The organism is Spirillospora sp. NPDC052242 (assembly GCF_040679555.1).
Classification (GTDB): domain Bacteria; phylum Actinomycetota; class Actinomycetes; order Streptosporangiales; family Streptosporangiaceae; genus Spirillospora.
In genome coordinates, this window is the sequence record NZ_JBFAUZ010000032.1 from 1 (window position 1) to 25745 (window position 25745).

Sequence of the window (25745 nt, forward strand, 5' to 3'; positions counted from 1 at the left end):
TACATAATGTTTTGGTGAGATTCTATGTGTCATATGTCTGTTATCTTTTTTTATATTTCTGCGGGGTGTCCACCCCCCCCCCCCCGTGGGGGGGGGCCCCGCCCCCCACGCCCCCCGGGCACTCGTTGAGTGCGGGGTCGGGGATCGTGCACTCGGTGGGTGCGGGGTCGGGGTGGGGGGCGGGCCTTTGTTAGTTGGTTGGGCCGTGGTCGTAGGGGTGGCGGGGGCCCGGTAGGCCGCTGGGGGCGGGGCGCGAGGTCATCGCCAGGCGCGGGGTCGTCGGGTGGGCGGCGACCTGGGCGCGGAGTTTCGGGAGCAGCGCGTACAGGACGTCGCCGGGGCAGGCGGTGTCGTTGTAGTCGCGGTGGCCGACGATCGCGGTGTGCGGGTCGAGGTCGTAGACGTCGCACAGCCACGCGCACGTTTCGACGAGCCGGCACCACAGGGCGTCCGTGGGCTCGGCGTCCATGTAGGTGCCCTCGTTCTCGATGCCGATCGTGTGCTCGTTGTGGCCGAGGGTGTGGGCGCCCATGACGTGCTTGCGGGCCTTGATCGCCTCGAGGCTGCGGTTGCGGCCCTCCATGAGGTGGCCGCCGCGGCTGATGGTGAGCTGCTGGCCGGTGTCGTCCCAGCCGTTGGTGTCCATGTGGAAGTCCTGGATCGACCGGGACAGCGCGAACGCGTGCTCCAGGGAGCGGTCCGCGGCGTTCGGCGAGGCGGTGTGGTGGACGACGATGCGGTCGGGCGCGCGGTCGAGGACGGTCGCGGCCGCCTTGGGCGCGCGGGCGTGCCATTCGGTGCGGGTGTGGAGGCGGGGGGCGGTTCGCGCCGACGCGGACGGGAGCGGGCCGAGCAGTGCGCCGCCCATCGCCGCCGCGGTGCCGCCGAGCAGGCGGCGGCGGGTGAGGTGGTGCGATGACATGGTTTTCCCTCCGGGTGTGATCACGAGGGACGATAACGGAAAAGCCCTCCGGTTCAGGGCCGGCACCGCGCGTGGGTGAAATGTCCGGGTGTGGCACAGTGTCGATGCTCTAGTCGCAGATCGGGGGGAGGACGGGCGACCGTCACCGGAGGCAGCGTCGGACGGCATGGGGTGCTGGGGGTCCTGGCCGAGCGGGCCCGGACGGGACGGCGCGGGGACGGGCATCGGGTCGCGCTCGCCGTCGAGGGCGGCGGGATGCGCGGGACCGTGTCGGCGGGCATGGCGATGGCCGTCCACGAACTGGGGCGATTACGATCGCCGTATGCGCGACGGGTTCGTCAAGGAGGCGGCCTACTTCGCGCGCCGTTACCGCGTTCTGCTGGCGGTGTTCGCGGTGGTGCTGGCCGGCACGGTGACGCACCGGGTCGTGACCGGGCCGAACGAGGTCGACTGGCTTCCGGCGGACGCCGGCCGGGACTGGTTCGCGGTGTGCGAGGGCACGGCGTTCACCCGGGCCGCGCCGTACGAGGGGCCGGGGCCGCACCCGGTCAAGATCTTCGGCGCGCCGAGTCCGGGGAGCGGCGGTGAGCAGGACCCGGACAAGCCGCCCGCGTCGTGGGATCCGGAGCGCGCCGACCAGGTGCGGCTCGTCGCGTGCGCCGAGCAGGTCGAGGGCGAGACCGAGGGCCGCGTCGAGTGCCCCCGGTACGTCAACCGGTTCCCGCTCGACCCGAACGGCTCGGGGCCGGAGCTGGACGGCTACGTGTCCCTGCTGGAGAAGCGGTACGAGGTGCGCCTTCTCGAGGCCCGGACGGGCGAGGAGGTCGCGTCGTGGGAGGTTCTCGGCGAGGACCGGTCCTGCCCGTCGTCGGCGTCCGGCATCGTGCTGTTCTCGGGCATCCTGCCGTCGCAGTGGAAGCGCCTCCTGCGCGACCACGTCGAGGGACGCGCGGACTGAGGCGTCAGCGCGTCCAGTCGCGGGGGCGGCGCGGCGCCCGGACGGCGGGCGGGACCAGGACGGCCGCGGCGGCGAGCACGCACGCCGCGGGCACCCAGCCGAACGGGGTGCCGGTCACGGCGAACTTGACGAAGACGAGCGCCGCCGTGCCGAGCGCGGCGAGGGCGGTCGCCCACCAGGCCCGCCGGTCGCGCCGGACGAGCCGGACCAGCACCAGCGCGGTCACCGCGGTGAGACCGAGCGCCCACATCAGGCCGGGCAGCGTCAGGGCGTGGTCGCCCGGCGATCCCCAGACCAGGGCGGTGAGGGCGAGCATGGCGCCGAGCGCGGCGGCCAGGGCGAGCAGGGCGCGGACGGGGCTCAACAGGTCCCCTCGAGGAGGCACGGCGGCAGGCTGAACGTGGGGACCGGCGGGGTGAACGAGAACACGGGGCCGGGCCACCGGGAGGGCGCCGGCGTGGACGCCGCGGGCGCGGGCGTCGCCGGGACGGACGGCGCCGCGGTCGACGGCGCCGGGGTGGACGCGCGCGGCACCGAGGGCGGGACGGGCTCCGCGCCCGTCCCGCAGCCGCGCACCTGGCCGAGCGGCAGCAGCACGCACAGCGCGGCGATGCCGAGCGCGGCGGGCCGGTGCCAGCGCGGCGGCTCGCGCTCGGCGGCGGCGGCGTCCAGGACGTGCGGGGAGGCGAGCAGTTCCTCGGCCCGGTCCGCGCGGAGCCGCCGGGCCGGGTCCTTCTCCAGCAGCCCCATGACGACGCCGGCGAGCCCGGGCGGGGCGGGCGGGCGGTCCGGCCGGTCGGTGAGGACGGCGCCGAACGAGGCCATCGCGCTCTCCCGCCGGAACGGCGCCCGGCCGGTGAGCGCGGCGTACATGGTGACGCCGAGGGAGAACAGGTCGGAGGCGGGTTCGGCGCGGCCGTGCCCGCGCATGCGCTCGGGCGCGACGTACCCGGGCGTGCCGATGGGCAGGCCGGTGCGGGTCATCCGCTCCGCGTCGTCCATGCTGGCGATGCCGAAGTCGGCCAGCACGACCCGGCCGTCGTCGCACAGGAACACGTTCGCGGGCTTGACGTCGCGGTGCACCACGCCCTGCGCGTGGGCGGCGCGCAGGGCCCGCAGGACGGCCAGGGACACCTCCCGGACGCGCTCGGGCGGCAGCGGCCCGCGGTCGCGGATCTCCCGGTCGAGGGCCCGGCCGGACAGCAGCTCCATCACGATCCACGGCCGGTCGTCCTCGGTCAGGACGTCGTGGACGCGGACGATCCCGGGGTGCCGCAGCCGCGACGCCGCGCGCGCCTCCCGCACCGCGCGCTCGACGAGCCGGGCGCGCTGCCCGTCCCCGACGCCGTCCGGCAGCAGCAGCTCCTTGACGGCGACGTCGCGGCGCATGACCTCGTCGCGGGCCCGCCAGACGGCGCCCATGCCGCCACGGCCGAGTTCGGCCGTGAGCCGGTAGCGGCCGCGCAGCAGCGTCATCGCCGCCTCCGCAGCTCGGCGAGCACGGCGCGGGCGGCGTCCTCGGCCGCGCGCCGGATGTCCGGTTCCCCGCCCCGGTGGACGACGCCGACCACCACGTTGGCGTCCCGCATGATGATCTCCACGTCGTCCACTTCGCCGGTACCGATCTCGCGGACCTCGCGGACGAACGCCTCGTCGGCGAGGCCGTCGAGGGGCCGGGGGCGGCGGGCGCGGTGGCGGTCGGTGACGATGGGCCGGCCGTCGTCGTCGGTCTCCACGATGTCGAACGGGTAGCGCTCGTCCTCCTCGACGTTGTGGACGCTCAGGAAGCGCAGCCACCGGTGCGCCTCCCGGACGGACGCGTGCCGCAGCGCGACCGGGCGCCCGTAGGCGCCGACGTAGCCCTCGAACCAGCGCAGGACGACGTCGCCGCCGTAGCATTCGCGCACGTCCTCGTCGTCGTCGTCCAGGGAGGGCCGGGCCTCCTGGAGGCGCAGCCCCCCGACCTGCATCGGGCAGGGCGTGAAGCCGGCCGGGTAGCGTGCCTCGCCGCGCGGCTCGGTGACGTACGCGGGCAGCAGGAAGATCGCCGCGGGCACGGCGACGGCCGCGAGCCACGACACCTCGAGCACCGGGGCGCCGCGCCGGGGCGCGCGGCGCCGCGCCCGGCCGTCGGCGACCCGGCGCAGCGCCGCCGCGGCCCGCTCGGGGTCCGGCCGGGCGGCGGGGTCCTTGCGCAGCAGCGCGGCGAGCAGCGGGCGCAGCGGGCCCGCGCGGCGCGGGCGCGGCGGCGGCTCGGTGAGGGTGGCCGCGAACGCGGCGGCGTCGGACGCCCGGCCGAACGCGGACCGGCCCTCGACCGCCGTGTACAGGGTCGCGCCGAGCGAGAAGAGGTCGGAGCGGCCGTCGACGTCGCGGCCGTCCAGCCGTTCGGGGGCGATGTAGCCGGGCGAGCCGACGACGGTCCCGGTGCGGGTGAGCGCCGGGTCGCCGTCGAGGTCGGCGATCCCGAAGTCGGTGAGCACCACGCGCCCGTCGTCGCCGAGCAGCACGTTGCCGGGCGTCACGTCCCGGTGCAGGACGCCCGCGCGGTGCGCGGCCCGCAGCGCGTCGAGGACGGCCGCGCCGATCCGCGCGGCCTCGCGCGGCGGGACCGGCAGCGCCTCCCGCAGCGACCGGCCCGCCACGAGCTCCATGACGATCCAGGGCCGGTCGTCCTCGAGGAACACGTCGTGGACGGCGATGATCGACGGGTGGTCGAGCATCCCGGCGGCGCGGGCCTCCCGGACGGCCCGGCGGCACAGCCGGCCGCGCTCGCGGGCGTCGAGGTCGGCGGGGAAGAGGACCTCCTTGACGGCGACGCGCCTGCGCAGCAGCTCGTCGTCGGCCTCCCAGACCCGCCCCATGCCGCCCCGGCCGAGTTCGCGCACGAGCCGGTACCGCCCCGCGATCACGGTCATGGACCGCATGATCCCCCGCGCGCTCGTCCGCTGTAAACGGCGTTCAGCCCGGCCCCCGGCGGCGCCGGGGTATGGAGTCCGCCGCCAGGGCGTGCGGGATCCGTTCCGTGGGTGATCGACGGGATCCGGCCCACCGACCGCAGCCGGTTCCTGGCCGCGATGCCGCCGCCGGGGCGCGTCCTCAACCGGCTGACGTGGGAGCCGCGCTACCGGAAGCTCCGGCTCTGGGCCGTCTGACCTGCGGCTCCGACCCGGTTTTGCATGTTCATGCAGTGTCGTGCATACTTGTGCTCATGTCCAAGGTGCTCACCTCTCTGCCTGTCGGCGAACGTGTCGGGATCGCCTTCTCCGGCGGCCTCGACACCTCGGTCGCGGTCGCGTGGATGCGCGAGAAGGGTGCCGTGCCGTGCACCTACACCGCCGACATCGGCCAGTACGACGAACCCGACATCGCGTCCGTCCCGGGACGCGCGTCCGCCTACGGCGCCGAGGTCGCGCGGCTGGTCGACTGCCGCGCCGCGCTCGTCGAGGAGGGCCTCGCCGCGCTCGCCTGCGGAGCGTTCCACATCCGCTCCGGCGGGCGCGCGTACTTCAACACGACCCCGCTCGGCCGCGCCGTCACGGGCACGCTGCTGGTGCGCGCCATGCTCGAGGACGACGTCCAGATCTGGGGCGACGGGTCCACCTTCAAGGGCAACGACATCGAGCGGTTCTACCGGTACGGGCTGCTCGCCAACCCCTCGCTGCGCATCTACAAGCCGTGGCTGGACGCCGACTTCGTCACCGAGCTCGGCGGCCGCACGGAGATGTCGGAGTGGCTGCAGGCGCGCGGCCTGCCCTACCGCGACAGCACCGAGAAGGCCTACTCGACGGACGCGAACATCTGGGGCGCGACGCACGAGGCGAAGGCCCTCGAGCACCTCGACGCGGGCATCGAGATCGTCGACCCGATCATGGGCGTCCGGTTCTGGGACCCCGCGGTCGAGATCGCGACCGAGGACGTCACGATCGGCTTCGAGCTCGGACGTCCCGTCACGATCAACGGCAAGGAGTTCGCCTCCCCGGTGGACCTCGTGCTGGAGGCCAACGCGATCGGCGGCCGGCACGGCATGGGCATGTCGGACCAGATCGAGAACCGGGTCATCGAGGCCAAGAGCCGCGGCATCTACGAGGCGCCCGGGATGGCGCTGCTGCACGCCGCCTACGAGCGGCTCGTCAACGCGATCCACAACGAGGACACGCTCGCCGCGTACCACAACGAGGGCCGCCGCCTCGGCCGGCTCATGTACGAGGGCCGCTGGCTCGACCCGCAGGCGCTCATGCTGCGCGAGTCGCTGCAGCGCTGGGTCGGCACCGCGATCACCGGCGAGGTGACCCTGCGGCTGCGGCGCGGCGAGGACTACTCGATCCTCGACACCTCCGGCCCGGCGTTCAGCTACCACCCGGACAAGCTGTCGATGGAACGTACCGAGGACTCGGCGTTCGGACCCGTCGACCGCATCGGCCAGCTCACCATGCGCAACCTCGACATCGCCGACTCCCGCGCCCGGCTGGAGCAGTACGCCGGGATCGGCATCGTCGGCAGCTCGCAGCCGACGCTCGTCGGCGCCGCGCAGGCGGCCTCCACCGGGCTGATCGGCGCGATGCCCGCGGGCGGCGCCGAGGCGATCGCCTCCCGCGGCGAGGTCGACGGCGAGGAACTGCTCGACCGCGCCGCGATGGAGTCCGGCACGGACTGATTTGCAAGGCCCTCGGCGTCAGGCCGCTAGGCGGCCTTCCTTCCACGGGCCTTGCGTGCGATTGCTGCATCGCTCCGACTCGCCCCAGGGGGCTCGCTGCGCGATCGGATTCTCGCTTCGCTCGAATCCGGCTTCGCTCGCAATCGCAGTGGTTTGGGTCCGCTGTGGTTGGGGCTTGGTTGGGCTTGGTTGGGGTGGACTGCTCGGGGGTCAGTTGAGGCCGGTTAGTTTGTCGGGGTTGAGTTGCGTCCGCGCCCGGGGCCCGGGCGGTGTCGGTCGTGCTGCCGAGCGCGTACACGAGGGTGCCGTACCCGAGCACCGTCCCGTCGGCGAGCGTGACGGCGCGTTCGTCCGGGGCGAGCGCGGTGGCGGTGCCCCGGACGAACGCGACGCCGGTGCCGTCGAGCAGGTCGGGGATCCGGTGCACGGGGAGGTCCTGCCCGGCGGCGACCTGGTCGTTCCGCAGCCGCTCGGTGAACCGGTCGGCGGGGACAGCCGTGGATATGACTCACGTCACATCGGGCGCCGGGGTGCTCATGGGCGAGCGCGGAGGCTTTCGACGGCGGCGGTGACGGCCTTCGCGTCGTAGCCGCCGGTGGGCATGGTGGCGGCGCGGGCGTGGCGGACGATGCCGCCGGAGTCGATGAGGACCCACCCCGACTGCTGCATCGAGCCGAAGACCTTCCTGGTCAGGCCGATCGACGCGTGCGGTGTGCCTTGGCGGCCCACGACGACCGGGAACGGGACGCCGCGCGCGTCCTTCCACGCGGCGGCCTCCTCGCGGTCCGCGGGCACGGCGACGAGGATCCGCACGTCCGAGGCCGCGAACGCGTCGCGGCGCCGGGCGAGGTCCCGGACGTGCCGGTTGCAGACGGGGCACGACGTCGACCGCGTGAAGTAGACCAGCACGGCGCGGTCGCCGGGCAGGTGGACGGCGCGGCCGTCGGTGTCCTCGAGTTCCACGTCGGGCGCGGCGGATCCGATTTCGAGCATGGCGATGCTTCCCTCCAGGGGACGGGTTGTGACTGCGGGTCAGGAGTCGTGCGGGTCCTCGGCGGCACCGGTCGTGCCGCCGAGGTTCAGCCGGAGCGCGGTGCGGGCTCGATGCAGCTGGGACTTCATCGCCGCGTTGCTCAAGCCGAGCGACTCGGCGACCGCGCGTCCGGGATGCCCCAGGACGTCCCGCATGATCAGCACTCTGCGCTGGACGTCCGGCAGCTCCTGGATCGCCCGCGCGACGAGTTCGGCCTCCAGCCGCCGGAGGGCCTCGTCCTCGGCCGACGCCACCGGACGGGCGTCGGCGGCATCGGAGTTGTCGGCGGTGTCGGCCCGCTCGAGCATCGCGCGGGCGCGGCGCAGACACTCGTTGCGGACGATCCGGAACATCCACGACGCCAGCGCTCCGGTGGCGCGCAGCGAGCCGATCTTCCGGTAGAGGATGATCAGCGCCTCCTGCGCGGCGTCCTCGGCGTCCTGCGGCGACGCGCACAGGTGCTCCGCGAAGCGCCGGACGTGCGGGTGGGCGCCGTGGACGACCGCGGTGATCGACTCCTGGTCCCCGGCCTGCGCCGCCTCGACGAGCCGTGCGCTCGCCCAGCGGCGGTCAGGCATGCCCGCGCTCCCGCCGCGCGCCCGGCGTTCCGGCGTCACCCATCCGCGTCTCCTCACCGTTGCTGCCGTCACCCCATAAGAGGCGTCCGGACCGCGAAAGGATTCGCGGCGCCCCCGAATCCTGGTCGGCCCCGGGTCAGAGTGTTACGGCTGGAGGCCGCGGAGCAGCGCGCCCGCCCGGGCCCGGGCGAGCGGCCCGGCGCCCCAGTTCGCCTCGATCGGGGTGATGGAGATCCGGTCGGCGGCGAGGGCCGCGACGTCGGAGCGGCGCCCCGGCTCGCGGGCGTCCAGGGCGAGCTCCATCGTGTAGGTGCCGTCGCCCCGGTCGGTGTAGGACGGCGTGATCAGCGGCTGCCGGTCCTGGTCCGTCAGCGTCCAGCGGGCGGCGGGGGTCGTGCCGTCGGCGCCGACGACGGCGTCGCCGGGCGTGCCCGTCACGGACCAGACGTCCGCGGACACGTGCGCGGCCTCGACCGTCCCGCCGAACGCGCGTCCGGTGCCCTTGCCGCTCTGGTCGTCGGCCGGGGCGACGATCGTGACGTCGTGCCCGGCCAGGGAGAGGGTGATCAGCGTCTTCTTCGTCGGTCGTCTCCTGCGGGAGTGGGGGTCGCCGATGGACGGGGGATCAGAGGTAGCCGTGCAGGGACGCCGTGAAGGCGTCGAGGTCGTCGCGGTGGATGCAGTGCCCGGTGTTCGGGACGGCGCGGACCTCGAAGCCGCGGTCGCGCAGGCCGGCGGCGAGTTCGGCGGTCACCAGGTGGCTCGGGTCGGCGAGCTGGACGAGGGACGGGACGAGCGGACGTTCGGGCGCACGGGCGTCGAGGGTCGCGAGGGCGTCGGCGACGCGGACGTCCCAGTCGGCGTAGTCGGCGAGTTCGGCGTCGACGTCCTCGGGGGCCCAGCGGGGGCTCATGGCGGCGATGTCGTCGCGGGTCATCGTCTTGGTGCGGCGCGCGAACGCGGCGAGCGGCGCGGTGTCGCCGAGCCGCCACGCGGGGTCGCTGTAGACGGCGCGGGCGGGGCGCAGGTCGGCGACGGCGAGGGAGAGCGACAGGGCGCCGAGCGAGTGCCCGACCGCGACGTCCGCGCCGGGCGGGAGCGACTCGGCGAGGTCGCCCGCGAAGTCCTCCGCGGTGTACGTGGCGGCGTGCGGGCTGGCGCCGTGGCCGCGCAGGTCGGGCATGAGCACGCGGTAGCCGCGCGCCGCGAGCAGCGGCGCGAACCGCACCCAGGTGCGGTGCGACGACATGACCCCGTGGATCAGGATCGCGGTGCGCTCGCCGTCGCCGAGTGCGTGGACTTTCAGCTTCATGGACCGAGTCTCCTTCCGGCGCGCGTCAGCGTACGCCCTTGTCGGCCGCGTTCACGTTCTCGATCTGCAGCGGCAGCAGGATGCCGATCACGCCGCCGTAGAAGGAGAACAGCGGCAGGTTGCCGACCAGCAGCATCGGCATGAGCGCCCGCGGCGGGCGGCGGCCCGCCGCGGGCGGGGTGCGGAGGGGGTTCATCGGGGGTGGACCTCCAGGGGGGTGGGGGACTGGAGCGCACACCCTCCGGTCGCCTAGAAGGCGAGCGGAGTGCTCAGCCGGAGGTCGTCGAGGGAGCGGCCGGTGTCGAGGCGGTACTCGCCGGGGACGAGCGCCCAGCCGTCGTCCGTCCAGATCTCGGCGGCGCGGCGCGGGATCCGGACGGTGACGGTCGCGTCGGCGCCCGGGGCGGCCTCGGCGACGGCGAAGCCGGCGAGGCGGCGGGCGGGACGGTCCGGGCCCGGGTCGGCGGGCGCGAGGTAGACCTGCACGACCTCGCGTCCGGGCCGGTCGCCGGTGTTGCGGACGCGCACGGTCAGTTCGCCGTCGCCGCCTTCCGTCTCCGCGTAGGCCGCCTCCTCGTACGACCAGGTGGTGTAGCCGAGCCCGGACCCGAAGGCGAACGCGGGCTTCGTCCCGGCGCGGTCCCAGGCGGCGTAGCCCACGAAGACGCCCTCGTCGTAGCGCAGGACGCCGCCGGCGGGGGTGACGTCCGCGACGGGGCAGTCGGCGAGTTCGGCGGGCCAGGTGGTGGGGAGCCGCCCGCCGGGCTCGCGGTCGCCGAGCAGGACGTCGGCGAGCGCGTGCCCGCCCTCCTGCCCGGGGAACCAGGTCAGCAGCAGCGCCGCGACGTCGTCGCGCCACGGCAGCTCGACCGGCGAGCCCGCGTTGATCACGGCGACGGTGCGCGGGTTGGCGGCGGCGACGCGCGCGACCAGCTCGTCCTGGCGGCCGGGGAGGCGCAGCGACGTGCGGTCGAACCCCTCGCTCTCGACCTCGCCGGACGTGCCGACGACGACCACGGCGACGTCGGCGGCCGCGGCGGCGGCGACGGCCCGCTCCATCAGCTCGTCCTCGGGGGCGATCGGCTCGCGGTGCGCGAGGGTGAAGCTGACCGCGGGGACCGGGCCGGCCGTCCCGTCGCCCATGGTGAAGGTGAGCCGGACGGCGACCTCGCGGCCCGCCTCCAGCTCGACGGGGACGGTGCGGGGCGGCGGGAACATGAACGCGGCGAAGACGACGTCGCTCTCCGGCTCGATGACGTCGTCGAGGACGACCTCGCCGTCCACCTCGAGCCGGAACGCGCCGAGGCCCTGCACCTCGAACCGGTGCGTCCCGCCCGTCTCCGGGACGAACGCGCCGTCGACCGTCACCGTGCGCAGGGCGTCGAACGCGATCCCGGCGGGGAACTGCCCGATCCACCGCAGTTCGCCGTCCGCCAGCGGGACCTCGCCGAGCAGCGCGCCGCCGGCGTCCCGGGCCCGGGCGCGCAGCGGGAACCGGGCGGCGGGCAGCCGGACGCTCGGGTCGGCGCCGCGCTCGTAGGCGACGTCGAGCCCGGCGGCGGTGAGGCCGTCGAGCGGGGAGACGACGTGCGCGGGGAACACCTGGGCGCTGCCGCCGCCCATCACGCGGGCGTCGGTGGCGAGCCCGCCGATCAGCGCGATCCGCGCGTCCCGGGCGAGGGGCAGGATCCCGTCGTTGGCCAGCAGCGTGAATGAGCGGGCGGCGATCTCGCGGGCGACACCCGTCCCGTCGATCTCCTCGTCCGGGACGGACGGCCCGGGGCCGCCGGTCATCGCGCCGGTGCGGCGCGCGAGGTCGATCACCCGGCGGACGTGCGCGTCCACGACCTCCTCGGCGACCTCGCCGTCCCGGACGGCCTGCGCGAGCGCGGGCCCGTACACGGTCTCGGGGCCGGGCATCGCGACGTCGAGGCCGCCGCGGGCCGCGCCGACCGTGCCGCGGGCGCCGAACCAGTCGGAGACGACGAAGCCGTCGAAGCCCCACTCGTCCCGCAGCACCCGGTTGAGCAGCAGGTCGTTCTCGCTCATCGTCGTGCCGTTGACCTTGTTGTAGGAGGCCATGACACCCCACGGCGCGGCCTCCTTGACGACGATCTCGAACGGCCGCAGGTACAGCTCGCGCAGGGCCCGCTCCGACACCACGACGTCCGCGGTCATCCGCTCGGTCTCGAAGTCGTTGGCGACGAAGTGCTTCACGGTGACGGCGACGCCGCCGTCCTGCACGCCGCGCACGTACCCGGCCGCGAGGAGGCCGCTGAGCAGCGGGTCCTCGGAGAAGCACTCGAAGTGGCGGCCGCCGAGCGGGGAGCGCTGCAGGTTGACGGTCGGCGCCAGCAGCACGTGGACGCCCTTGCGCCGCGCCTCCTGCGCCAGCAGCGCCCCGGCCCGCCGCAGCAGGGCGACGTCCCAGGTGGCGGCGAGCGCGGTGGGGCTGGGCAGCGCGATGGACGGGTCGGTGGCCGACCATTCGACGCCGCGGACGCCGATCGGCCCGTCGGACATCACGATCGGTTCCAGGCCGAGCGCGGGGACGGCGGGCAGCGTCCACATGTCCCGGCCCGCGAGCAGGCGGGTCTTGGCGTCCAGGTCCAGGTTCATCGGCGGGGTACCTCCGGTGGTACGGCGAGTGGCGTTACGGTAAGCCGCGCTACCGAGTGATCGGTAGGTGATGTAACCTTGTTGTTATACAACCTCGGGTCTATCCTGAGCGCCATGCCCCGGAACCGCCGCGAAGAGATCCTTCTCGCCGCCCTGGACGTCTTCGGCGAGCGCGGTTACACGGGCGCCTCGATCGCCGCCGTGGCCGAGCGCGTCGGCCTGTCCCAGCAGGGCGTCCTGCACTACTTCCCCAGCAAGGACCGGCTGCTCGCCGAGGTCCTGCGGCTGCGGGACGAGCGCGGCCTGGACGTCATCGCGCTCGGCAACTCCGGCGGGACGGTCACCCTCGACACGATCTCGGCGATCATCGACTACAACCGGGAGCGGCGCGGGATCGTGCAGTCGTTCACGGTGCTGTCCGCGGAGAGCGTCCTCGACGACCATCCGGCGGCGGACTTCTTCCGCGACCGCTACCGCGAGTCCCGGGAGTGGATGGCCGACCTCATCCGCGCCGAATGCGGTCCCGACCTGCCCGGCGGCGTCACGCCCGAGCAGGCGGCGCCGCTGCTCCTCGCGGTCATGGACGGGCTGCAGCAGCAGTGGCTGCTGTCCCCCGACGACGTCGACATGCCGGGCCTCTTCCGCGCCTTCCTGGCGCTGCTGCGCGCGAACGTCCCGCCGCCCGCCGGGGACTGACCGGGCGGACACGGCGGTCTCCGCCCGATCTCCGCAGGAATCGCACCCTGTGCGGGTTTCGGACACCAGGGGTTACTCGCCATAATCTCTCCGGACCGGACCAGGCGGGGAGATCCAGATGAGTGCGGAGAAGTTGCTGAGGCCGGTGGTGGATCCGTCCCTGCCGCCCGGCGAACGGGACGTGCTGGCGGAGAGCGCGGACGGGCTCACGCCGGCGGGCGACGACCCGCCGAAGTCCGGCGGGCGCACCGGCGCCGACCGGTGGTGGGCGCTCGGCATCGCCACCGCGTGCGGGTTCGCGCCCGCCGCGACGCTGCCGTGGCTGCTCGGCGGGATCGGGGCGCTGCTCGGCGTGCTCGCGCAGGTCGGGACGGCGCTGCTGTGGTGGCGGTTCGGGTTCGGCGCGTTCCTCGGCGGCGGGACCGCCCTGCAGGTCGTGTCGTGGATCGTGCTGTACGCGTGCTGCGGCGACGGCGAGCGGGAGCGGCTCGGCCGCACCCACCACGGCCGGTACTTCCTCACCGAGGACCTCGGCGGCGCCGTGCAGGACGTCGGCCGGGCGCAGCGCGCCGTCGAGACCGTCCTGGCGTCGGGCGTCCACAAGGCGGGGCTGCTGGACGGCGACGGCGTCGACGTCCGGGCGATCGAGTGGGAGCTCGCGGTGACCGGCCGGGAGACGGCCGTGGAGAAGCGGGCGCTGCGCAGGCTCGCCAAGGAGAACCGGGGCGACGACGCCCTGCGGCTGGCGCTCAAGCCGCGCTGGCGCGCGGTCAACGAGGCGCGCAATCGGATGAGGGAGCGGGTGGCGGCGCTGAACGCCTACGGAGACAAGGTGAAGGCCGCCGACCACGTCTACTGGTCCCTGCAGAAGGGCGCCGGCACGGACGAGCAGCTCCAGGAGCGGCTGGCGGAGGTTCGGGAGGCCGGGGCGGCGCTGGCCGCCGCCGCTCCCGCGGGCGGGGAGGCGCGCAAGTGAGCGGGATGTCGCCCCGCGCGCAGCGGATCAACAAGAACCTCCCCGACTGGGTGATCGTCCTGGGCGTTTGCCTCGCCCTGGCCCAGGGCATCGCGGCGATCGTGTGGGCGTCGAACACGGTCGGCGACCCCAAGAAGGTCACGTACCTGGTGACCGGCGAGAGCTCCGACGCGATGCTGACCTACTACACGCCGGAGTCCATCACGTCCGACACCGTCGCCGGGACGCTGCTGCCGTTCCGGATGGACTTCCAGGCGGACGGCGACGAGTACCTGCGGATCGCCGCGCGCAACGACGAGGACGGCACTCCCGGCGCGCTCACCTGCACGATCATGGTGGACGGGAAGATCGTCGAGCAGGACCGGTCGAGCGGGACGAGCGAGGCGTCGTGCAGCGGCACGGCGAAGCGGCTGAGGCCGATCGCCGGCGCGAAGCTGCCGCCGCTGAGCGGGGCGATCACCCCGGAGGTGCAGCGGCTCGAGAAGACCGTCGAGATGAAGCGCTACCCGGGGGCCGGGTCGCGGGTGGTCGGGCGCGTCACCGACCCCGAGGCGCGGCTGTCGTACGCGGAGCTGGGACGGCCGTGGGAGCCGTTCAGCACCGAACCGTACGGCCCGTACACGGGGAGCCAGCAGTTCGAGACCGAGGCCGAGTGGCAGGCGCTGATCGGGTCCCGGGTCGTGGACGACGGCGTCATGGCCGTCTACAACGGCCCGAACCGGCTGCGGGACGTCGCCTCGGCGATCCAGGACGCCCGCCAGATCGACAACTTCCGCGACGGGACGACCGGGCGGGACGTCGCCTCGCAGCCGTTCGAGGTGAGCGGGCGTCCGGCGTGGGTGCTGGTGCGCGAGCTGCACTTCAAGCAGCCGGACCTGCGGGCGACGATGGACCTGTCGGTGGTCGTGGTCGTCGACACCGGTCAGGAGCGCCCGTCCAGCCTGTGGATCGACATCCCGAACACGCACCAGCGGTACTGGTCGGACGTCAACGAGATCGTCCGTTCGCTGCAGGTCGTGTCCTGAGCCCGTCCCGGGCGGTTCCGGGCGTCAGGCCCGGCCGGTGGCGCGCAGGAGGAGTTCGCGGAGCGTCCGCTGCTCCTCCTGCGTGAGCCGGGTGACCGGCGAGTTCTCCGTCAGCATCGCGAGCAGCCGCGCGCGGACGTCCGTCCCGCGCGGCGTCAGCGCGAGGATCTTGGCGCGGCGGTCGGTGGGGTGGGGGCGGCGCTCGACGAGCCCGAGCCGTTCCAGCCGGTCGACGATGAACGTCGCGTTGGACGGCTCGCAGCTCATCCGGTCGGCGAGGTCGCGCATGGTCATCGGGCCGGCCAGCTCGCGCAGCGCGGTCGCCTGCGGGGCGGTCAGGTCGAGGTTCACCGCGCGCTCGCGGACGTGCACCTCGAGCTGCGTCGCGAGGCCCTTGACCAGCCCGCAGATCTCCTGCTCGGCCAGGGCGTGCGGTTCCGCGTGCGCTTCCACCCGGCCAGTGTACGCACCACCGGTAAAGCTTGCAGCTTGAATAGTTCTAGCTATAACGTTCTGCGTGCCGGGCCGCGGCGGGCGGCCCCGACCGCCCGTGGAGGCATGCCATGAGCAGGTGGAACACCGAGGCCGGAATCCGCACCGTCGAGGTCGGCGAACTGCGCGCGAGCTACGTCCCCGACGGCGTCGGGTGGCTGCGGTCGCGCGGCTGGTTCCCTGGCACGTCCGACGCCGACTGGGCGCGCCACCCGGACGTCCTGGACGCCTCGGGCGCCCTCGCGGCGAGCATGGGCGGCCTGCTCGTCGAGCACGGCGACCGCGCCCTGCTGATCGACGCGGGCCTCGGGCCCGTCCGGCAGGCCGACGACCCCGCGAACCCGCACGTCGGCGCGGCCCACGGCGGCGCGCTCCTGGACAACCTCGCCGCCCTCGGGCGCACGCCCGACCGGATCGAGGCCGTCGCCTACACGCACCTGCACCCCGACCACGTCGGCTGGTCCGACCGGTTCGCCCGCCACCTCGTCGCCGCACCCGAATGGGAGCACCGCGACGGCGAACTCGACGCCGTCGCCGACCGCGTCGAGACGATCGGCGACGGCGACGAGATCTTCCCGGGCGTCCGCGTCCTCGCCGCCCCCGGCCACACGCCCGGCCACACCGCCTACGTGCTGGAGTCGGGCGGCGAGCGGCTCCTCGCCCTCGGCGACGCCTTCCACTCGCCCGTCCAGGTCGAGCACCCCGGGTGGAAGGTCGCCGTCGACCACGACCACGAGGGCGCGGCCGGGCTGCGCCGCCGCCTCGCGGACGAACTCCGCGACGGGCGCACGCTCGCGTTCGGCATCCACTTCGCGGACGTCCAGTTCGGCCGCGTCCACGAGACCGCGGGCGGCCTCACCTGGCGTCCCGAGCACTGACCGCGCCGTCAGCCGCCCGGGTCCACCCGCCGCACCCTGGTCCAGCCGGTCCAGCCCCGCTCCTCCAGCAGCTCGATCAGCCGGCGGGCGGGCGGCGCGGCGTCGAACGCCAGCGCGTCCATCAGCGCGGCCAGCGGCGGCGCGACGCCCACGTCGCCCACGTAGTCGTCGCCCCGCTCGTCCGCCGTCCGCGTGAGGTAGGCGGCGACGCGGTCGGCCAGGTCGGCCAGCCGCGGGTCGTCGGGGGACCGGTCGAGCGCCCGGCCCAAGGCGAGGTAGAAGTCGGCGAGGCACCGGTCCGCGAGCTGCTCCCGCTTGCGGGCCGCCCACTCGGCGACCCGGTCGGGCGCGTGCGCGGCCAGCGGGATCCACCCGTCGCGCTCGATCCGGACGATCCGCTCGTCCACCCCGAGCGCCCGGAGGCGGTCGAGGAACCCGACCACCTCCGGCGGCAGCACCAGGCCGTCCCCGGCGGTGAGCCGGGCGATCCGCGCGCGGCGCCGCCGCCGCTCCCGGATCTCGTCCCGCAGCCGCCGGTCGATGTCCGCGACCGCCGCGGCGAACTCCTCGCCGTCCGCCCGGAGCAGCTCCCGCACCCGCGCCAGCGGGACGCCCGCCTCGGCGAGCGTCCGGATCCTGATCAGCTCGATCACCGCGCCGCCGTCGTACCTGCGGTAGCCGGAGCGGTCGCGTTCCGGCTCCGGGAGCAGCCCCTTGGCGTGGTAGTGCCGCACCGTGCGCACCGTCACCCCGGCGTACGACGCCAGCTCCCCGATCGTCAGCATCCGACCAGTCTCCTAGGGCCGGTTCACGAGACGGCCGTGTGCGCCGTGCCGTGCGTCGCGTTCCGGACGATCCGGGCGATCTCCGCGGCGTGGGTGACGACCAGCCCGTGGTCGGCGTCGAGCCAGGACACGGAGACGCGCGGCAGCTCGCGGACCAGCCGTTCGACGCCCGCGCGCCAGTTCCGGTTGAGCCGCGCGAGCCGCGGGTCGCCGCCCTCTCCGGCCATCGACGTCGACATGACCATGTGGACGGGCGCGTCGATCGTCCGGTACCGGTCGAGGATCCCGGCCCGGACCGCGTCGATCTCGACGTTCAGCGCGAGGACGTCCCGGCCGGAGAGCAGCACCCGGCGCGCGGTGTCGCGCTCGGCCCGCTGGTGCGCCGCCATCTCCTCCCACATCGCGCGGAACTCCGGCAGGTCGGCCTCGGTGACGAACGGCTCCGGCACCGGATTCGCCCCGTCGACCAGGACCAGCCCGGCAACCGCCCCGGGGTGCTCGGAGGCGTAGTGGACGGCGAGGTCCGCGCCCAGCGAGTAGCCGACGAGCACCGGCGCCTCGGGCAGGGCGAGAGGACCGGGCTCCGCCAGCACGGCGGTGAGGTCGGAAAGGAAAGCCTCGAAGGAGTACCGGGCGGCGGCCGAGGCGAGGCCGTGGCCTCGGAGATCGAAGGTCACCACGTCGTGGTCGCGCCGCAGCAGCGCCGCCAGCGCGTGCAGGCCGGCCTGCGTGGAGTTCAACCCCGGGCACAGCACCAGCGGCCGTCCCCGGCCGCCGCGCGTCACCGGGATCGTGACGCCGTCGTGGCGGATCGTGAAGTGCCGGATCGTTCCGTCGTTCGGTGCGGTCATGACGGCCATGCTGAGACGTTGACCCTGCGTCGGGGTCAAGGACTTCGGCGATCTCCGTGATCCGGTGCAACCGGACGTCCGGCCGCGGGGTTCGTTCAGGTGCCGCACGCCCGGAGGGGGCGTGCGAACCGACGATTGGACCCCACATGGACCTGCAGCTCACCGGCCGCGTCGCGCTCGTCACGGGCGCGTCGAAGGGGATCGGGCTCGCCGTCGTCCGGACCCTGCTGGACGAGGGCGCCCGCGTCGCCGCCGTCTCCCGGAAGTCCGGCGCGGACCTCGACGCGCTCGCCGGGCCGAACCTCCTGCACATCCCGGCCGACCTCACCGACCCGGCCGCCCCCGCGGAGGCCGTCCGCCGGACGGTCGAGACGTTCGGCGGCCTCGACGTCCTGGTGAACAACGCGGGCGGCCCGCCGCCGGGGGCGACGCTGCCGCGATTCGGGTTCCTCACCCCGACGGACGACGACTGGCGCGCGATGTTCGAGTTCAACCTGTTCGCGCTCGTCCGGACGGTGCGGGCCGCGATCCCGCACCTGCTGGACGCCGACGCGGCGGCGATCGTGAACGTGTCGTCGGGGAACGGGCGGCGGCCGGGGCCGATGAACTTCGACTACAACGCCGCGAAGGCCGCCGTGAACAACCTGACGAAGGGGCTGTCGGAGGAGTACGGGCCGCAGGGCGTCCGGGTGAACACGGTGTCGCCGGGCCCGGTCCGGACCGCGTGGTGGACGGAGGAGGGCGGGGCCGCCGACGTCCTGGCGGGCGCGACCGGCGCCGACCGCGACGCGCTCCTCGACGGCGGCGCCGCCGAGATGATGAACCTGGTCACCGGACGGCTCGTCGACCCGCGGGAGGTCGCGGACGTCGTCGCCCTGCTGGCCTCGCCCCGGTCGGCGAGCACGACGGGCGCCGAGGTCGCCGTCGACGGCGGCTTCCTCAAGGAGATCTGACCGCCGCGACGCCCCCGGCCCGCCGGCCGGGGGCGTCCGGGCCGGTCACTCCCGGTCCGCCGCCGGGCGGCGGCGCGGGAGGAGCAGGGCGGGGACGAGCGCCAGCGCGATCAGCGCGACCGCGAACAGGTAGGTGTGCTGGAAGGCGCCGGCGAGGGGCCCGGCGATCGCCGCGCGGGCGCCCGCCTCCAGCCGGTGGACGGCCTGGAGGGCGCCGCCCTCGCCCGCCGCGGGCACCAGGTCGTCCATCCGCGTCGCGAGGACGACCGACGCCAGCGCCGTCCCGATCGCCCCGGCCGTCGTGTTGACCAGGTTGACGGTGGTGCTCGCGGCGGGGGCCTGCGCGTGCGACATGCCGCGCGTCGCCGCCGTCATCGCGGGCATCATCGTCGCGCCGCCGCCCGCGCCCATCAGCACCATCGTGGCGCACAGCGCCCAGTAGGGGGCGTCCGCGTCGAGCTGCAGGGCGAACAGCGCGAACCCGGTGAGGCCCATCGCGACCGACAGCGGGACGAGCCGTCCCGGCGGCACCCGGTCGGCGATCCGGCCCGCGATCTGCATCGCGACGCCGGAGCCGAGCGCGAACGGGATGCCGAGCGCCCCCGCGACCGTCGCCGACTCGCCCCGCACCACCTGCAGGTACAGGGGGAGCAGCAGCATCGACCCGAAGTAGCCGGTGGCGAACAGCGTGAGCGTCGCGGTCGCGGTCGCGAACGTCCGGTCGCGGAACGGGCGCAGGTCGATCAGCGGGTGCGCGGCGGTCAGCGCCCGCACGACGAACCCGGCGACCAGCGCCGCGCCCGCGAGCAGCGGCACCAGGACGGCCGGCGCCGCGACGTCGCCGCGCTCGCCGCCGCTCGTCACCCCGTACATCAGCGCCGCGAGGCCCGGGGAGAGCAGCAGCAGGCCGACGGCGTCGAGCGGGCGCCGCTCCCCGGGGACGTCCCGGGGGAACAGCCGCGCGGCGAGCACCACCACCGCGACCGTGATCGGCGCGTTGACGAAGAACATCCACCGCCACGACACCTCGTCGATGAGCCAGCCGCCGAGGACGGGCCCCGCGAGCGGCCCGACGAGGATGGCGAGGCCCATCGTGCTCATCGCCTTGCCCAGCTCGTCCCGGTTCGCGCTGCGCAGCAGGATCGTCATGCCGACGGGCATCACGAGGCCGCCGCTGAACCCCTGGAGCACCCGGAACGCGATCAGCGACTCGATGTTCCAGGCGAGCCCGGCCAGCACGGACGCGCCGCCGAACGCGGCGATCGCGGCGAGGTACAGCCGCCGGGCGCCGAACCGGCCGACGGCCCACGCGGTCGTCGGCATGACGGCGCCGAGCGCCAGCGAGTACCCGGTCGCGACCCACTGGATGGTGGCGAGCGGGGCGGTGAACTCCTGCGACAGGTGGTTGACGGCGACGTTGACCACCGTCATGTCGAGGCTGATCATGATCGAGCCGAGGACGAGCACCAGCGCGATGGTCATCGGCCCGGGGGCCGTCCCGCTCGCGGGGACGGCCCTGGGGGCGGTCGTGGCCGTCATCTCATGCCCCGTACGGCCGGACGGAGCGGGCGTCGCGCAGGGCGCGCCCCCACCAGGCGAGCTGGTCGAGCAGGACCTTCGCGGCGGCGGCGGCCCCGTCGGCGTCGACCGGCCGGCCGTCCTCGTCGAACCAGTTCCACGGGCCGTGGAAGCTCACCATGTCGCGCACCGTGACGGCGTGCAGTTCGGCGAAGACGCCGCGCAGGTGCTCGACGGCGAGCTTGCCGCCCGTGTACCCGCCGTACGACACGAACCCGACGGGCTTCGCGCGCCACTCGTTGAAGTGGTGGTCGATCAGGTTCTTCAGGGTGCCGGGGTAGCTGTGGTTGTACTCGCAGGTCACGACGGTGAACGCGTCGGCCGCGGCGAGCACCTCGGTGGCGCGCCCGAACTTCTCGGACGGCCGGGCGCCGAGCGACGACGGCGGTTCGGCGTCCGCGACGTCGACCACGTCGATGATCAGGTCGTCGCGCTGCCGGGCCTGCTCGGCGAACCAGGCGCCGACCGTGGGCCCGAACCGGCCCTCCCGGGTGCTGCCGATGACGATCGCGAGGCGGAGCGGCGTGTCGGTCATCTCTTCTCCTTGAGCGGGGATCTTCGTGATGTCCTCGAAGCTACGGAGACCCGCCGTGACCGGGCATCCGTCAGATGACTGGGCCGGATGACCGGCCCGCACCCCACTCTGAGACCTCAACATTGGTTGAGGTCAAGCCGCCGTGCGTTGGGAACCGCGCGATCAGGAGCCCGTGCGTGCCGCGATCCCGTCGAGCACGATGTCGAGCCCCTGCCGGAAGCCGGCGTCGAAGTCGGCGTTCTCCGGCCGGGAGTGGGCCGCCAGCGCCGGGTACGCGTCCGCCCGCGCCGCGAGGTGCTCGTGCGTGCTCCGGCGCAGGTCGGCCTCGTCCGCCGGGTCGCGCATCCGCGCGCGCCACATGTTCTCGGTGGCGACGAACCCCGTGACGTAGCTCGACACCGCGCTCGCGGCCGCCGTCAGCTCGTCCCCGGCGAGCCCGGCCGCCGCGAGGATCCCGAAGACCCGCTCGGATCCCGCGAGCGCGTTCGGCCCGAGCAGCGGCCGCGTCCCGACCAGCGCCGGAACCCACGGGTGCGCGCGCATCACCCGCCTGCTCTGCGTCACGTGCCGGACGAGCGCGTCCCGCCACGCCCCGGCGCCCGGCCCGCCCGTCCCGCCCGGCCCGTCCGTCCCGCTCAGGTCGATCTCGCCGAGGACGGCGTCGAGGGCGAGGTCGAGCACGTCCTCCTTCGCCGACACGTACTCGTACAGCGACATCGTCCCGGCGTCCAGCCGCGCGGCGAGGCGCCGCATGGAGAAGCCGTCCACGCCCTCGGCGTCGAGCAGCCCGACGGCCGCCGCGACGATCCGCTCCAGCGACAGCCGCGGCCGGCGGCGGCGCGGCTCGCCGCGCAGCCACACCGGACGATCCGCCATCGGCCACCCCTTCCGTGCGGTGTACGGAAAACCGTACACGTAGCTTGGCCGCGTCTCCCCCGCCCCGGACGCACGGAAGGAACGCCATGACCGAGGACGAATGGCAGCACGCCTACGCGACCCTGGCCCTCCGCCTCGACCGCCTGGTGCGGGACACCTGGAGCGGCACCCTGCTCATCTACCGGGGCCCCGCCGGCTGGAAGGCCGCCGCCGACCGGGAGGAGCCGCCGTCCCCCGCCCGCCTCGCCGGCGACGCCGACCGGCTCCTGGACGGCCTCCCGTTCGGCGACCCGGCCCGCGCCGGCTACCTCGCCGCGCACGTCCGGGCCCTGCGGGCCGTCGCCCGCCGCCTCGCCGGGGACCGGCTCCCGCTGCCCGAGTACGCCCGCGCGTGCCTGGGCGTGGACGCGTCCCGGGTGCCGGAGTCGTCCTTCGAGGAGGCGCACGACCTGCTGGACGCGGCCCTGCCCGCCCGGCCCGGAAGCCTCGCCGACCGCCTGTACGCCTGGCGGGCCGCGCACGCCCTGCCGTCCGACCGCACGCACCTGATCCCGGACCTCGTGCTGCGGGCCGACGCCGAATGCCGCGCGCGCACCGCCGCGCTCGTCCCGCTGCCGCCCGAGGACGTCGGCTGCCGGCTCGCGTCGGGCGTCCACTACCGGGCCGCCGGGCACCACGACGGCGGGCCGCGCTCGACGATCTTCGTGAACCGCGACCTGCCGTTCAGCCTCGCGGACCTGCTCTACGTCGTCGCCCACGAGGGGCACCCGGGGCACATCGCCGAGTCGCTGCTGAAGGAGATCCACCTCATCGACGGCGGCAGGCCCGAGCAGCGCGTCCGGTTCATGATCGCGCCCTCGTTCGTCGTCAGCGAGGGCCTCGGGCTGCATGCCGAGGAGCTGATCTTCCCCGGCGGGGCGGCGCAGGCGTGGCTGGAGGAGCACGTCCTCGCGGCCCTCGGCGTCCGGCCCGACGGCAGCGACTTCGCCGCCGTCCACCGCGCGACGAACCTGCTGTGGGGCGCGTGGGCGAACGCGGCCCTCCTCGCCGACGAGGGACGGCCGGACGCGGAGGTCGCCGCGTACCTGTCCCGCTGGGCGCTGCTCGACGACGCCGAGACGGGCGCGCTCGTCCCGTCCCTGCGCGCGCCCGCGATGGGCGTCTACGTCCTCGGGTACCACCACGGCCACCGGATCCTGGACGGCGCCCTCGCCGGTCCCGACCGGGCCGGCCGGCTCCGCCGCCTCCTCACCGAGCAGGTGCTGCCCGAGACCGCGGCGCGCTAGGCCCCGGACGGCCGGGCCGGAACCACCGGCCCGGCCGCCCGGGGCCCTCAGCTCACCGCCGTCAGACGCCGAACGGCGCCGCGTACTCGATGACGCCCGCGGGCACCGGACGGGACGCGTCCAGCGCGAGCGCCATCATCGCCTCGTCCGGCACCTCGAACGGGGCGCGTATCCCGAGACCGGACGCGCGCTCGAAGCCGAACCTGGGGTAGTACTCGGGATGCCCGAGCACCAGCACCAGGTTCTCGCCCCGCGCCCGCGCGGCCTCCAGCCCGGCCCGGACGACGGCCGCGCCGGCGCCCGTCCGCTGCAGGTCCGGCGGGACCGCGACCGGCGCGAGCGCCAGCGCGGGCTCCCCGCCCACGCGGCACCGCGTCAGCAGCGCGTACCCGGCGAGGCGGCCGTCGGGCGTCTCGGCGACCAGCGACAGCCCCGGGATCCACGCCGCGTCGGCGCGCAGCGCGTCCACCAGGTCGGCCTCCTCCGGCGTGGGGAACGCCGCCAGCAGGACGTCCCGGACGGCCGCGGCGTCGGCGGGCGCCTCCGTCCGGACCGTCCACGCGGGCGCGTCGGCGCGGTCGCCGGGAACGGGCCGCAGCACGTACCCGGCGTACCGGTAGTCGCCGCCGTGCGCCCTGCGCAGCGCGATCTCCTCCCGGGCGGACGCCACCGCCTCGGCCATGCCGGGCCGGTCAAGGTCGGCGGTGCCTAGCCGCTCCTCCAGCGGCGCGTAGTACTCCTCCCACCAGTCGGCGTCCGGCAGCGGCAGGTGCGCGACCACCTCGTACCCGGCGGCCCGGGCCGCCGCGGCGTTCTCCGCCGCGGTGCGCACCGGGTAGACCCGGTCCCACCAGGCACGGGCCTCCGGCGACGGCGATGCGGTCGACCACTCGATCTCGGTCAGGACCAGGACGCCGCCCGGCGCGAGCAGCCGCCGCCACCCGCGCAGCCCGGCGTCCAGGCCGATGTTGTAGACCGCCCCCTCGCTCCAGACCAGGTCGAAGGCCCCGTCGGGGAAGGGCAGCCGGTCCATGGAGCAGCGCAGCGCGCGGATCCGGTCGTGCAGGCCGCGCCGCCGGGCGGCGGCGAGGAGCTCCGCCAGGAACGGCTCGTACAGGTCGACGGCGTCGACCCGCGCGTTCGCCTCCGCGGCCAGCAGCAGCGCGGACCGGCCGGGTCCGCTGCCCGCGTCAAGCGCGCGCGGCGCGTCCGGCAGCGGACCGGCCAGCGCCAGCAGCCGGCGGGTGGTGGCGTCGGAACCGGGGCCCTGCCTGGGCAGCCCGTGGTGCAAGGCGAGCATCGCCTCGATGACGTGTTGCGACGTGTTGTGTTGCGACAACGTGAAAGACCTCGAAAGGACAGGGGTCCGAGCGGTCTGCGTCAGACCGGGACCCGGGAAGTGAGGACGACTCGGAAGCCGCGCACGGCGGCACGCACGACGGTCATCGACTCACCTCCTCCTTTCGTCGGGCCCGACGCTACCAGAACCGCCCGACGCTTAACCGGACGCCTCCACCGCGTCGAGCAGGCGGCGGATCAGCACCCGCTCGGCGGCGGTCTCGCAGAGGCCGAGGGCCTCCCGGTACGCGGCGGCGGACTCCGGGAGGCGGCCCAGGCGGCGCAGCAGGTCGGCGCGGGCCGCCGCGTACGGGTGGTAGCCGCGCAGCCGCGGTTCCCCGGCCAGCCCGTCCAGCAGCGCCAGCCCCGCCTCCGGGCCGTCCCGCATCGCCACCGCCGCCGCCCGGTTCAGCGCGACCACCGGCGACGGCGTCAGCGCGTGCAGGACGTCGTACAGCGCGACGATCTGCGGCCAGTCGGTCGACGCGACGTCCGGGGCCTCGTCGTGCAGCGCGGCGATCGCCGCCTGCACCCCGTACGGGCCGGGCGGCCCGCCGGTCAGCGCGGCCTCCGCCAGGCCGCGGCCCTCTTCGATCAGCGTGCGGTCCCAGCGCGAACGGTCCTGCTCGTCCAGCAGGAGCAGGCCGCCGTCCGCGCCGACCCGCGCGTCCCGCCGCGCGTGCGTCAGCAGGACGAGCGCGAGCAGCCCCGCGGTCTCGCGCTCGTCCGGCAGCAGGCGCCGCAGGATGCGGGCCAGCCGCACCGCCTCCTCCGCGAGGTCGTGCCGCGCGGCGGCGTACCCCTCGGTGAAGATCGAGTAGACGACCTGCAGCACGCCCGGGAGCCGCGCGGGCAGCTCGTCCGGTCCGGGGACGCGGAACGGGATGCGGGCCTCGCGGATCCGGTGTTTCGCCCGGACGATCCGTTTCGCCATCGTCGCCGTCGGGACGAGGAACGCCCGCGCGACCTCGGGGGTGGTGAGGCCCGCGAGGCAGCGCAGGGTGAGCGCCGTCCGGTCCTCGGCGGCCAGCGCCGGGTGCGCGCACGTGAAGAACAGCTGCAGCCGCTCGTCCGGGAGCCCGCCGTCCGTCCCCGGCGGCGGGGCGGGCGCGGCCCGCTCCGCCTCCACCTGCAGGACCGCGAGTCGCGCCGCGTACGCCCGGTCCCGCCGCAGCCGGTCGACGGCCTTGCGGCGCGCCGTCGTCATCAGCCATCCGCCCGGGCTCGGCGGCACCCCGTGCGCCGGCCAGTGGACGAGCGCCGCCTCGATCGCGTCCGAGGCGACCTCCTCGGCCAGGTCGAGGTCGCCGAACCGCCGGACGAGCGCGGCCAGCAGCAGGCCGCGCTCCTCCCGGAAGATCGCCTCCACCGAGGCCCGGGCGTCCGGTCCGGGCATG

General features: G+C 75.0%; 27 protein-coding genes and 1 pseudogene. 9 read left to right on the top strand and 19 right to left on the bottom strand.

Annotated elements, in window-relative coordinates; translation table 11 throughout:
* Positions 1–190 precede the first annotated feature (190 nt).
* Entirely contained in the window at positions 191–922 is a 732-nt protein-coding gene (locus tag AB0L25_RS24850; protein ID WP_500175068.1) for a peptidoglycan recognition protein family protein, read from the bottom strand.
* Between the two features lie 322 nt (positions 923–1244).
* On the opposite strand from AB0L25_RS24850, the gene AB0L25_RS24855 reads away from it, so the two are divergent.
* Positions 1245–1880 (top strand): hypothetical protein, encoded by a 636-nt coding sequence (locus AB0L25_RS24855; RefSeq protein ID WP_500175069.1) that lies wholly within the window; start codon positions 1245–1247, stop codon positions 1878–1880.
* Positions 1881–1884: 4 nt separating this feature from the next.
* On the opposite strand, the gene AB0L25_RS24860 is transcribed toward AB0L25_RS24855, so the two are convergent.
* The 3 genes from AB0L25_RS24860 to AB0L25_RS24870 are packed head-to-tail and all read right to left on the bottom strand — an operon-like array spanning position 1885 to position 4798.
* The gene (locus tag AB0L25_RS24860; protein ID WP_500175070.1) at positions 1885–2244 is read right to left on the bottom strand and encodes a hypothetical protein; all 360 of its coding nucleotides are present in this window, start codon (positions 2242–2244) and stop codon (positions 1885–1887) included.
* Positions 2241–3356 (bottom strand): serine/threonine-protein kinase, encoded by a 1116-nt coding sequence (locus AB0L25_RS24865; protein ID WP_500175071.1) that lies wholly within the window; start codon positions 3354–3356, stop codon positions 2241–2243. Before AB0L25_RS24865 ends, AB0L25_RS24860 begins: the two co-directional genes overlap by 4 nt.
* The gene (locus AB0L25_RS24870; RefSeq protein ID WP_500175072.1) at positions 3353–4798 is read right to left on the bottom strand and encodes a serine/threonine-protein kinase; all 1446 of its coding nucleotides are present in this window, start codon (positions 4796–4798) and stop codon (positions 3353–3355) included. Before AB0L25_RS24870 ends, AB0L25_RS24865 begins: the two co-directional genes overlap by 4 nt.
* Before the next feature lie 111 nt (positions 4799–4909).
* Here AB0L25_RS24870 and AB0L25_RS24875 point away from each other — a divergent pair, with 111 nt between their 5' ends.
* Positions 4910–5035: a hypothetical protein gene (locus AB0L25_RS24875; RefSeq protein WP_500175073.1), complete on the top strand. Its 126-nt coding sequence runs from the start codon at positions 4910–4912 to the stop codon at positions 5033–5035.
* A gap of 56 nt (positions 5036–5091) precedes the next feature.
* Entirely contained in the window at positions 5092–6537 is a 1446-nt protein-coding gene (argG, locus tag AB0L25_RS24880) for an argininosuccinate synthase (RefSeq protein ID WP_500175074.1), read from the top strand.
* A gap of 534 nt (positions 6538–7071) precedes the next feature.
* Here the strand turns inward: argG and AB0L25_RS24885 are convergent.
* The 6 genes from AB0L25_RS24885 to AB0L25_RS24910 form a co-directional block, all read right to left on the bottom strand.
* Positions 7072–7530, bottom strand: coding sequence for a peroxiredoxin family protein (locus AB0L25_RS24885; RefSeq protein ID WP_500175075.1), 459 nt, complete (start codon positions 7528–7530; stop codon positions 7072–7074).
* A 39-nt stretch (positions 7531–7569) separates the two neighbouring features.
* Positions 7570–8148: an RNA polymerase sigma factor gene (locus tag AB0L25_RS24890; RefSeq protein ID WP_500175076.1), complete on the bottom strand. Its 579-nt coding sequence runs from the start codon at positions 8146–8148 to the stop codon at positions 7570–7572.
* A gap of 144 nt (positions 8149–8292) precedes the next feature.
* The gene (locus AB0L25_RS24895) at positions 8293–8763 is read right to left on the bottom strand and encodes a 5'/3'-nucleotidase SurE (protein ID WP_500175179.1); all 471 of its coding nucleotides are present in this window, start codon (positions 8761–8763) and stop codon (positions 8293–8295) included.
* Between the two features lie 10 nt (positions 8764–8773).
* Positions 8774–9460, bottom strand: coding sequence for an alpha/beta fold hydrolase (locus tag AB0L25_RS24900; protein WP_500175077.1), 687 nt, complete (start codon positions 9458–9460; stop codon positions 8774–8776).
* A 25-nt stretch (positions 9461–9485) separates the two neighbouring features.
* Complete coding sequence (locus AB0L25_RS24905) at positions 9486–9656, bottom strand: hypothetical protein (RefSeq protein WP_500175078.1); 171 nt, start codon at positions 9654–9656, stop codon at positions 9486–9488.
* Positions 9657–9709: 53 nt separating this feature from the next.
* A complete protein-coding gene (locus AB0L25_RS24910) occupies positions 9710–12079 on the bottom strand; it encodes a beta-glucosidase (protein WP_500175079.1) in 2370 nt (789 codons plus the stop codon).
* Between the two features lie 114 nt (positions 12080–12193).
* Here AB0L25_RS24910 and AB0L25_RS24915 point away from each other — a divergent pair, with 114 nt between their 5' ends.
* The 3 genes from AB0L25_RS24915 (at position 12194) to AB0L25_RS24925 (ending at position 14776) form a co-directional block, all read left to right on the top strand.
* On the top strand, positions 12194–12775 hold the full coding sequence (locus AB0L25_RS24915; RefSeq protein WP_500175080.1) for a TetR/AcrR family transcriptional regulator: 582 nt from the start codon (positions 12194–12196) through the stop codon (positions 12773–12775).
* Between the two features lie 118 nt (positions 12776–12893).
* Positions 12894–13751, top strand: a complete 858-nt coding sequence (locus tag AB0L25_RS24920; RefSeq protein ID WP_500175081.1) for a hypothetical protein — start codon at positions 12894–12896, stop codon at positions 13749–13751.
* Positions 13748–14776 (top strand): hypothetical protein, encoded by a 1029-nt coding sequence (locus tag AB0L25_RS24925; RefSeq protein WP_500175082.1) that lies wholly within the window; start codon positions 13748–13750, stop codon positions 14774–14776. The genes AB0L25_RS24920 and AB0L25_RS24925 overlap by 4 nt, the downstream gene beginning before the upstream one ends.
* Positions 14777–14800: 24 nt before the next feature.
* On the opposite strand, the gene AB0L25_RS24930 is transcribed toward AB0L25_RS24925, so the two are convergent.
* Positions 14801–15229, bottom strand: a complete 429-nt coding sequence (locus AB0L25_RS24930; RefSeq protein ID WP_500175083.1) for a MarR family winged helix-turn-helix transcriptional regulator — start codon at positions 15227–15229, stop codon at positions 14801–14803.
* 110 nt (positions 15230–15339) lie between these two features.
* Between AB0L25_RS24930 and AB0L25_RS24935 the strand changes: the two genes are divergently transcribed.
* Complete coding sequence (locus AB0L25_RS24935; RefSeq protein ID WP_500175084.1) at positions 15340–16146, top strand: MBL fold metallo-hydrolase; 807 nt, start codon at positions 15340–15342, stop codon at positions 16144–16146.
* Positions 16147–16154: 8 nt separating this feature from the next.
* On the opposite strand, the gene AB0L25_RS24940 is transcribed toward AB0L25_RS24935, so the two are convergent.
* Both AB0L25_RS24940 and AB0L25_RS24945 read right to left on the bottom strand, forming a co-directional pair.
* Positions 16155–16931: a MerR family transcriptional regulator gene (locus AB0L25_RS24940; RefSeq protein ID WP_500175085.1), complete on the bottom strand. Its 777-nt coding sequence runs from the start codon at positions 16929–16931 to the stop codon at positions 16155–16157.
* Between the two features lie 23 nt (positions 16932–16954).
* The gene (locus tag AB0L25_RS24945; protein WP_500175086.1) at positions 16955–17782 is read right to left on the bottom strand and encodes an alpha/beta fold hydrolase; all 828 of its coding nucleotides are present in this window, start codon (positions 17780–17782) and stop codon (positions 16955–16957) included.
* Positions 17783–17928: 146 nt separating this feature from the next.
* Here AB0L25_RS24945 and AB0L25_RS24950 point away from each other — a divergent pair, with 146 nt between their 5' ends.
* Positions 17929–18735 carry an SDR family NAD(P)-dependent oxidoreductase gene (locus AB0L25_RS24950; protein ID WP_500175087.1) on the top strand — a complete coding sequence of 269 codons (807 nt, stop codon included), beginning with the start codon at positions 17929–17931 and terminating at the stop codon, positions 18733–18735.
* 45 nt (positions 18736–18780) lie between these two features.
* On the opposite strand, the gene AB0L25_RS24955 is transcribed toward AB0L25_RS24950, so the two are convergent.
* From AB0L25_RS24955 to AB0L25_RS24965, 3 genes are all read right to left on the bottom strand, one after another.
* A complete protein-coding gene (locus AB0L25_RS24955) occupies positions 18781–20274 on the bottom strand; it encodes a DHA2 family efflux MFS transporter permease subunit (protein ID WP_500175088.1) in 1494 nt (497 codons plus the stop codon).
* Between the two features lies 1 nt (position 20275).
* Positions 20276–20848, bottom strand: coding sequence for an NADPH-dependent FMN reductase (locus tag AB0L25_RS24960; protein ID WP_500175089.1), 573 nt, complete (start codon positions 20846–20848; stop codon positions 20276–20278).
* A gap of 162 nt (positions 20849–21010) precedes the next feature.
* Entirely contained in the window at positions 21011–21724 is a 714-nt protein-coding gene (locus AB0L25_RS24965) for a TetR/AcrR family transcriptional regulator (RefSeq protein WP_500175090.1), read from the bottom strand.
* A gap of 86 nt (positions 21725–21810) precedes the next feature.
* Here AB0L25_RS24965 and AB0L25_RS24970 point away from each other — a divergent pair, with 86 nt between their 5' ends.
* Complete coding sequence (locus AB0L25_RS24970; protein WP_500175091.1) at positions 21811–23010, top strand: hypothetical protein; 1200 nt, start codon at positions 21811–21813, stop codon at positions 23008–23010.
* A gap of 61 nt (positions 23011–23071) precedes the next feature.
* On the opposite strand, the gene AB0L25_RS24975 is transcribed toward AB0L25_RS24970, so the two are convergent.
* From AB0L25_RS24975 to AB0L25_RS24985, 3 genes and pseudogenes are all read right to left on the bottom strand, one after another.
* The gene (locus AB0L25_RS24975) at positions 23072–23692 is read right to left on the bottom strand and encodes a GNAT family N-acetyltransferase (RefSeq protein ID WP_500175180.1); all 621 of its coding nucleotides are present in this window, start codon (positions 23690–23692) and stop codon (positions 23072–23074) included.
* A gap of 195 nt (positions 23693–23887) precedes the next feature.
* A pseudogene (locus AB0L25_RS24980) lies at positions 23888–24310 on the bottom strand (class I SAM-dependent methyltransferase); the annotation flags it as partial.
* A 198-nt stretch (positions 24311–24508) separates the two neighbouring features.
* A complete protein-coding gene (locus AB0L25_RS24985) occupies positions 24509–25744 on the bottom strand; it encodes an RNA polymerase sigma factor (RefSeq protein ID WP_500175092.1) in 1236 nt (411 codons plus the stop codon).
* Position 25745: the final 1 nt, after the last annotated feature.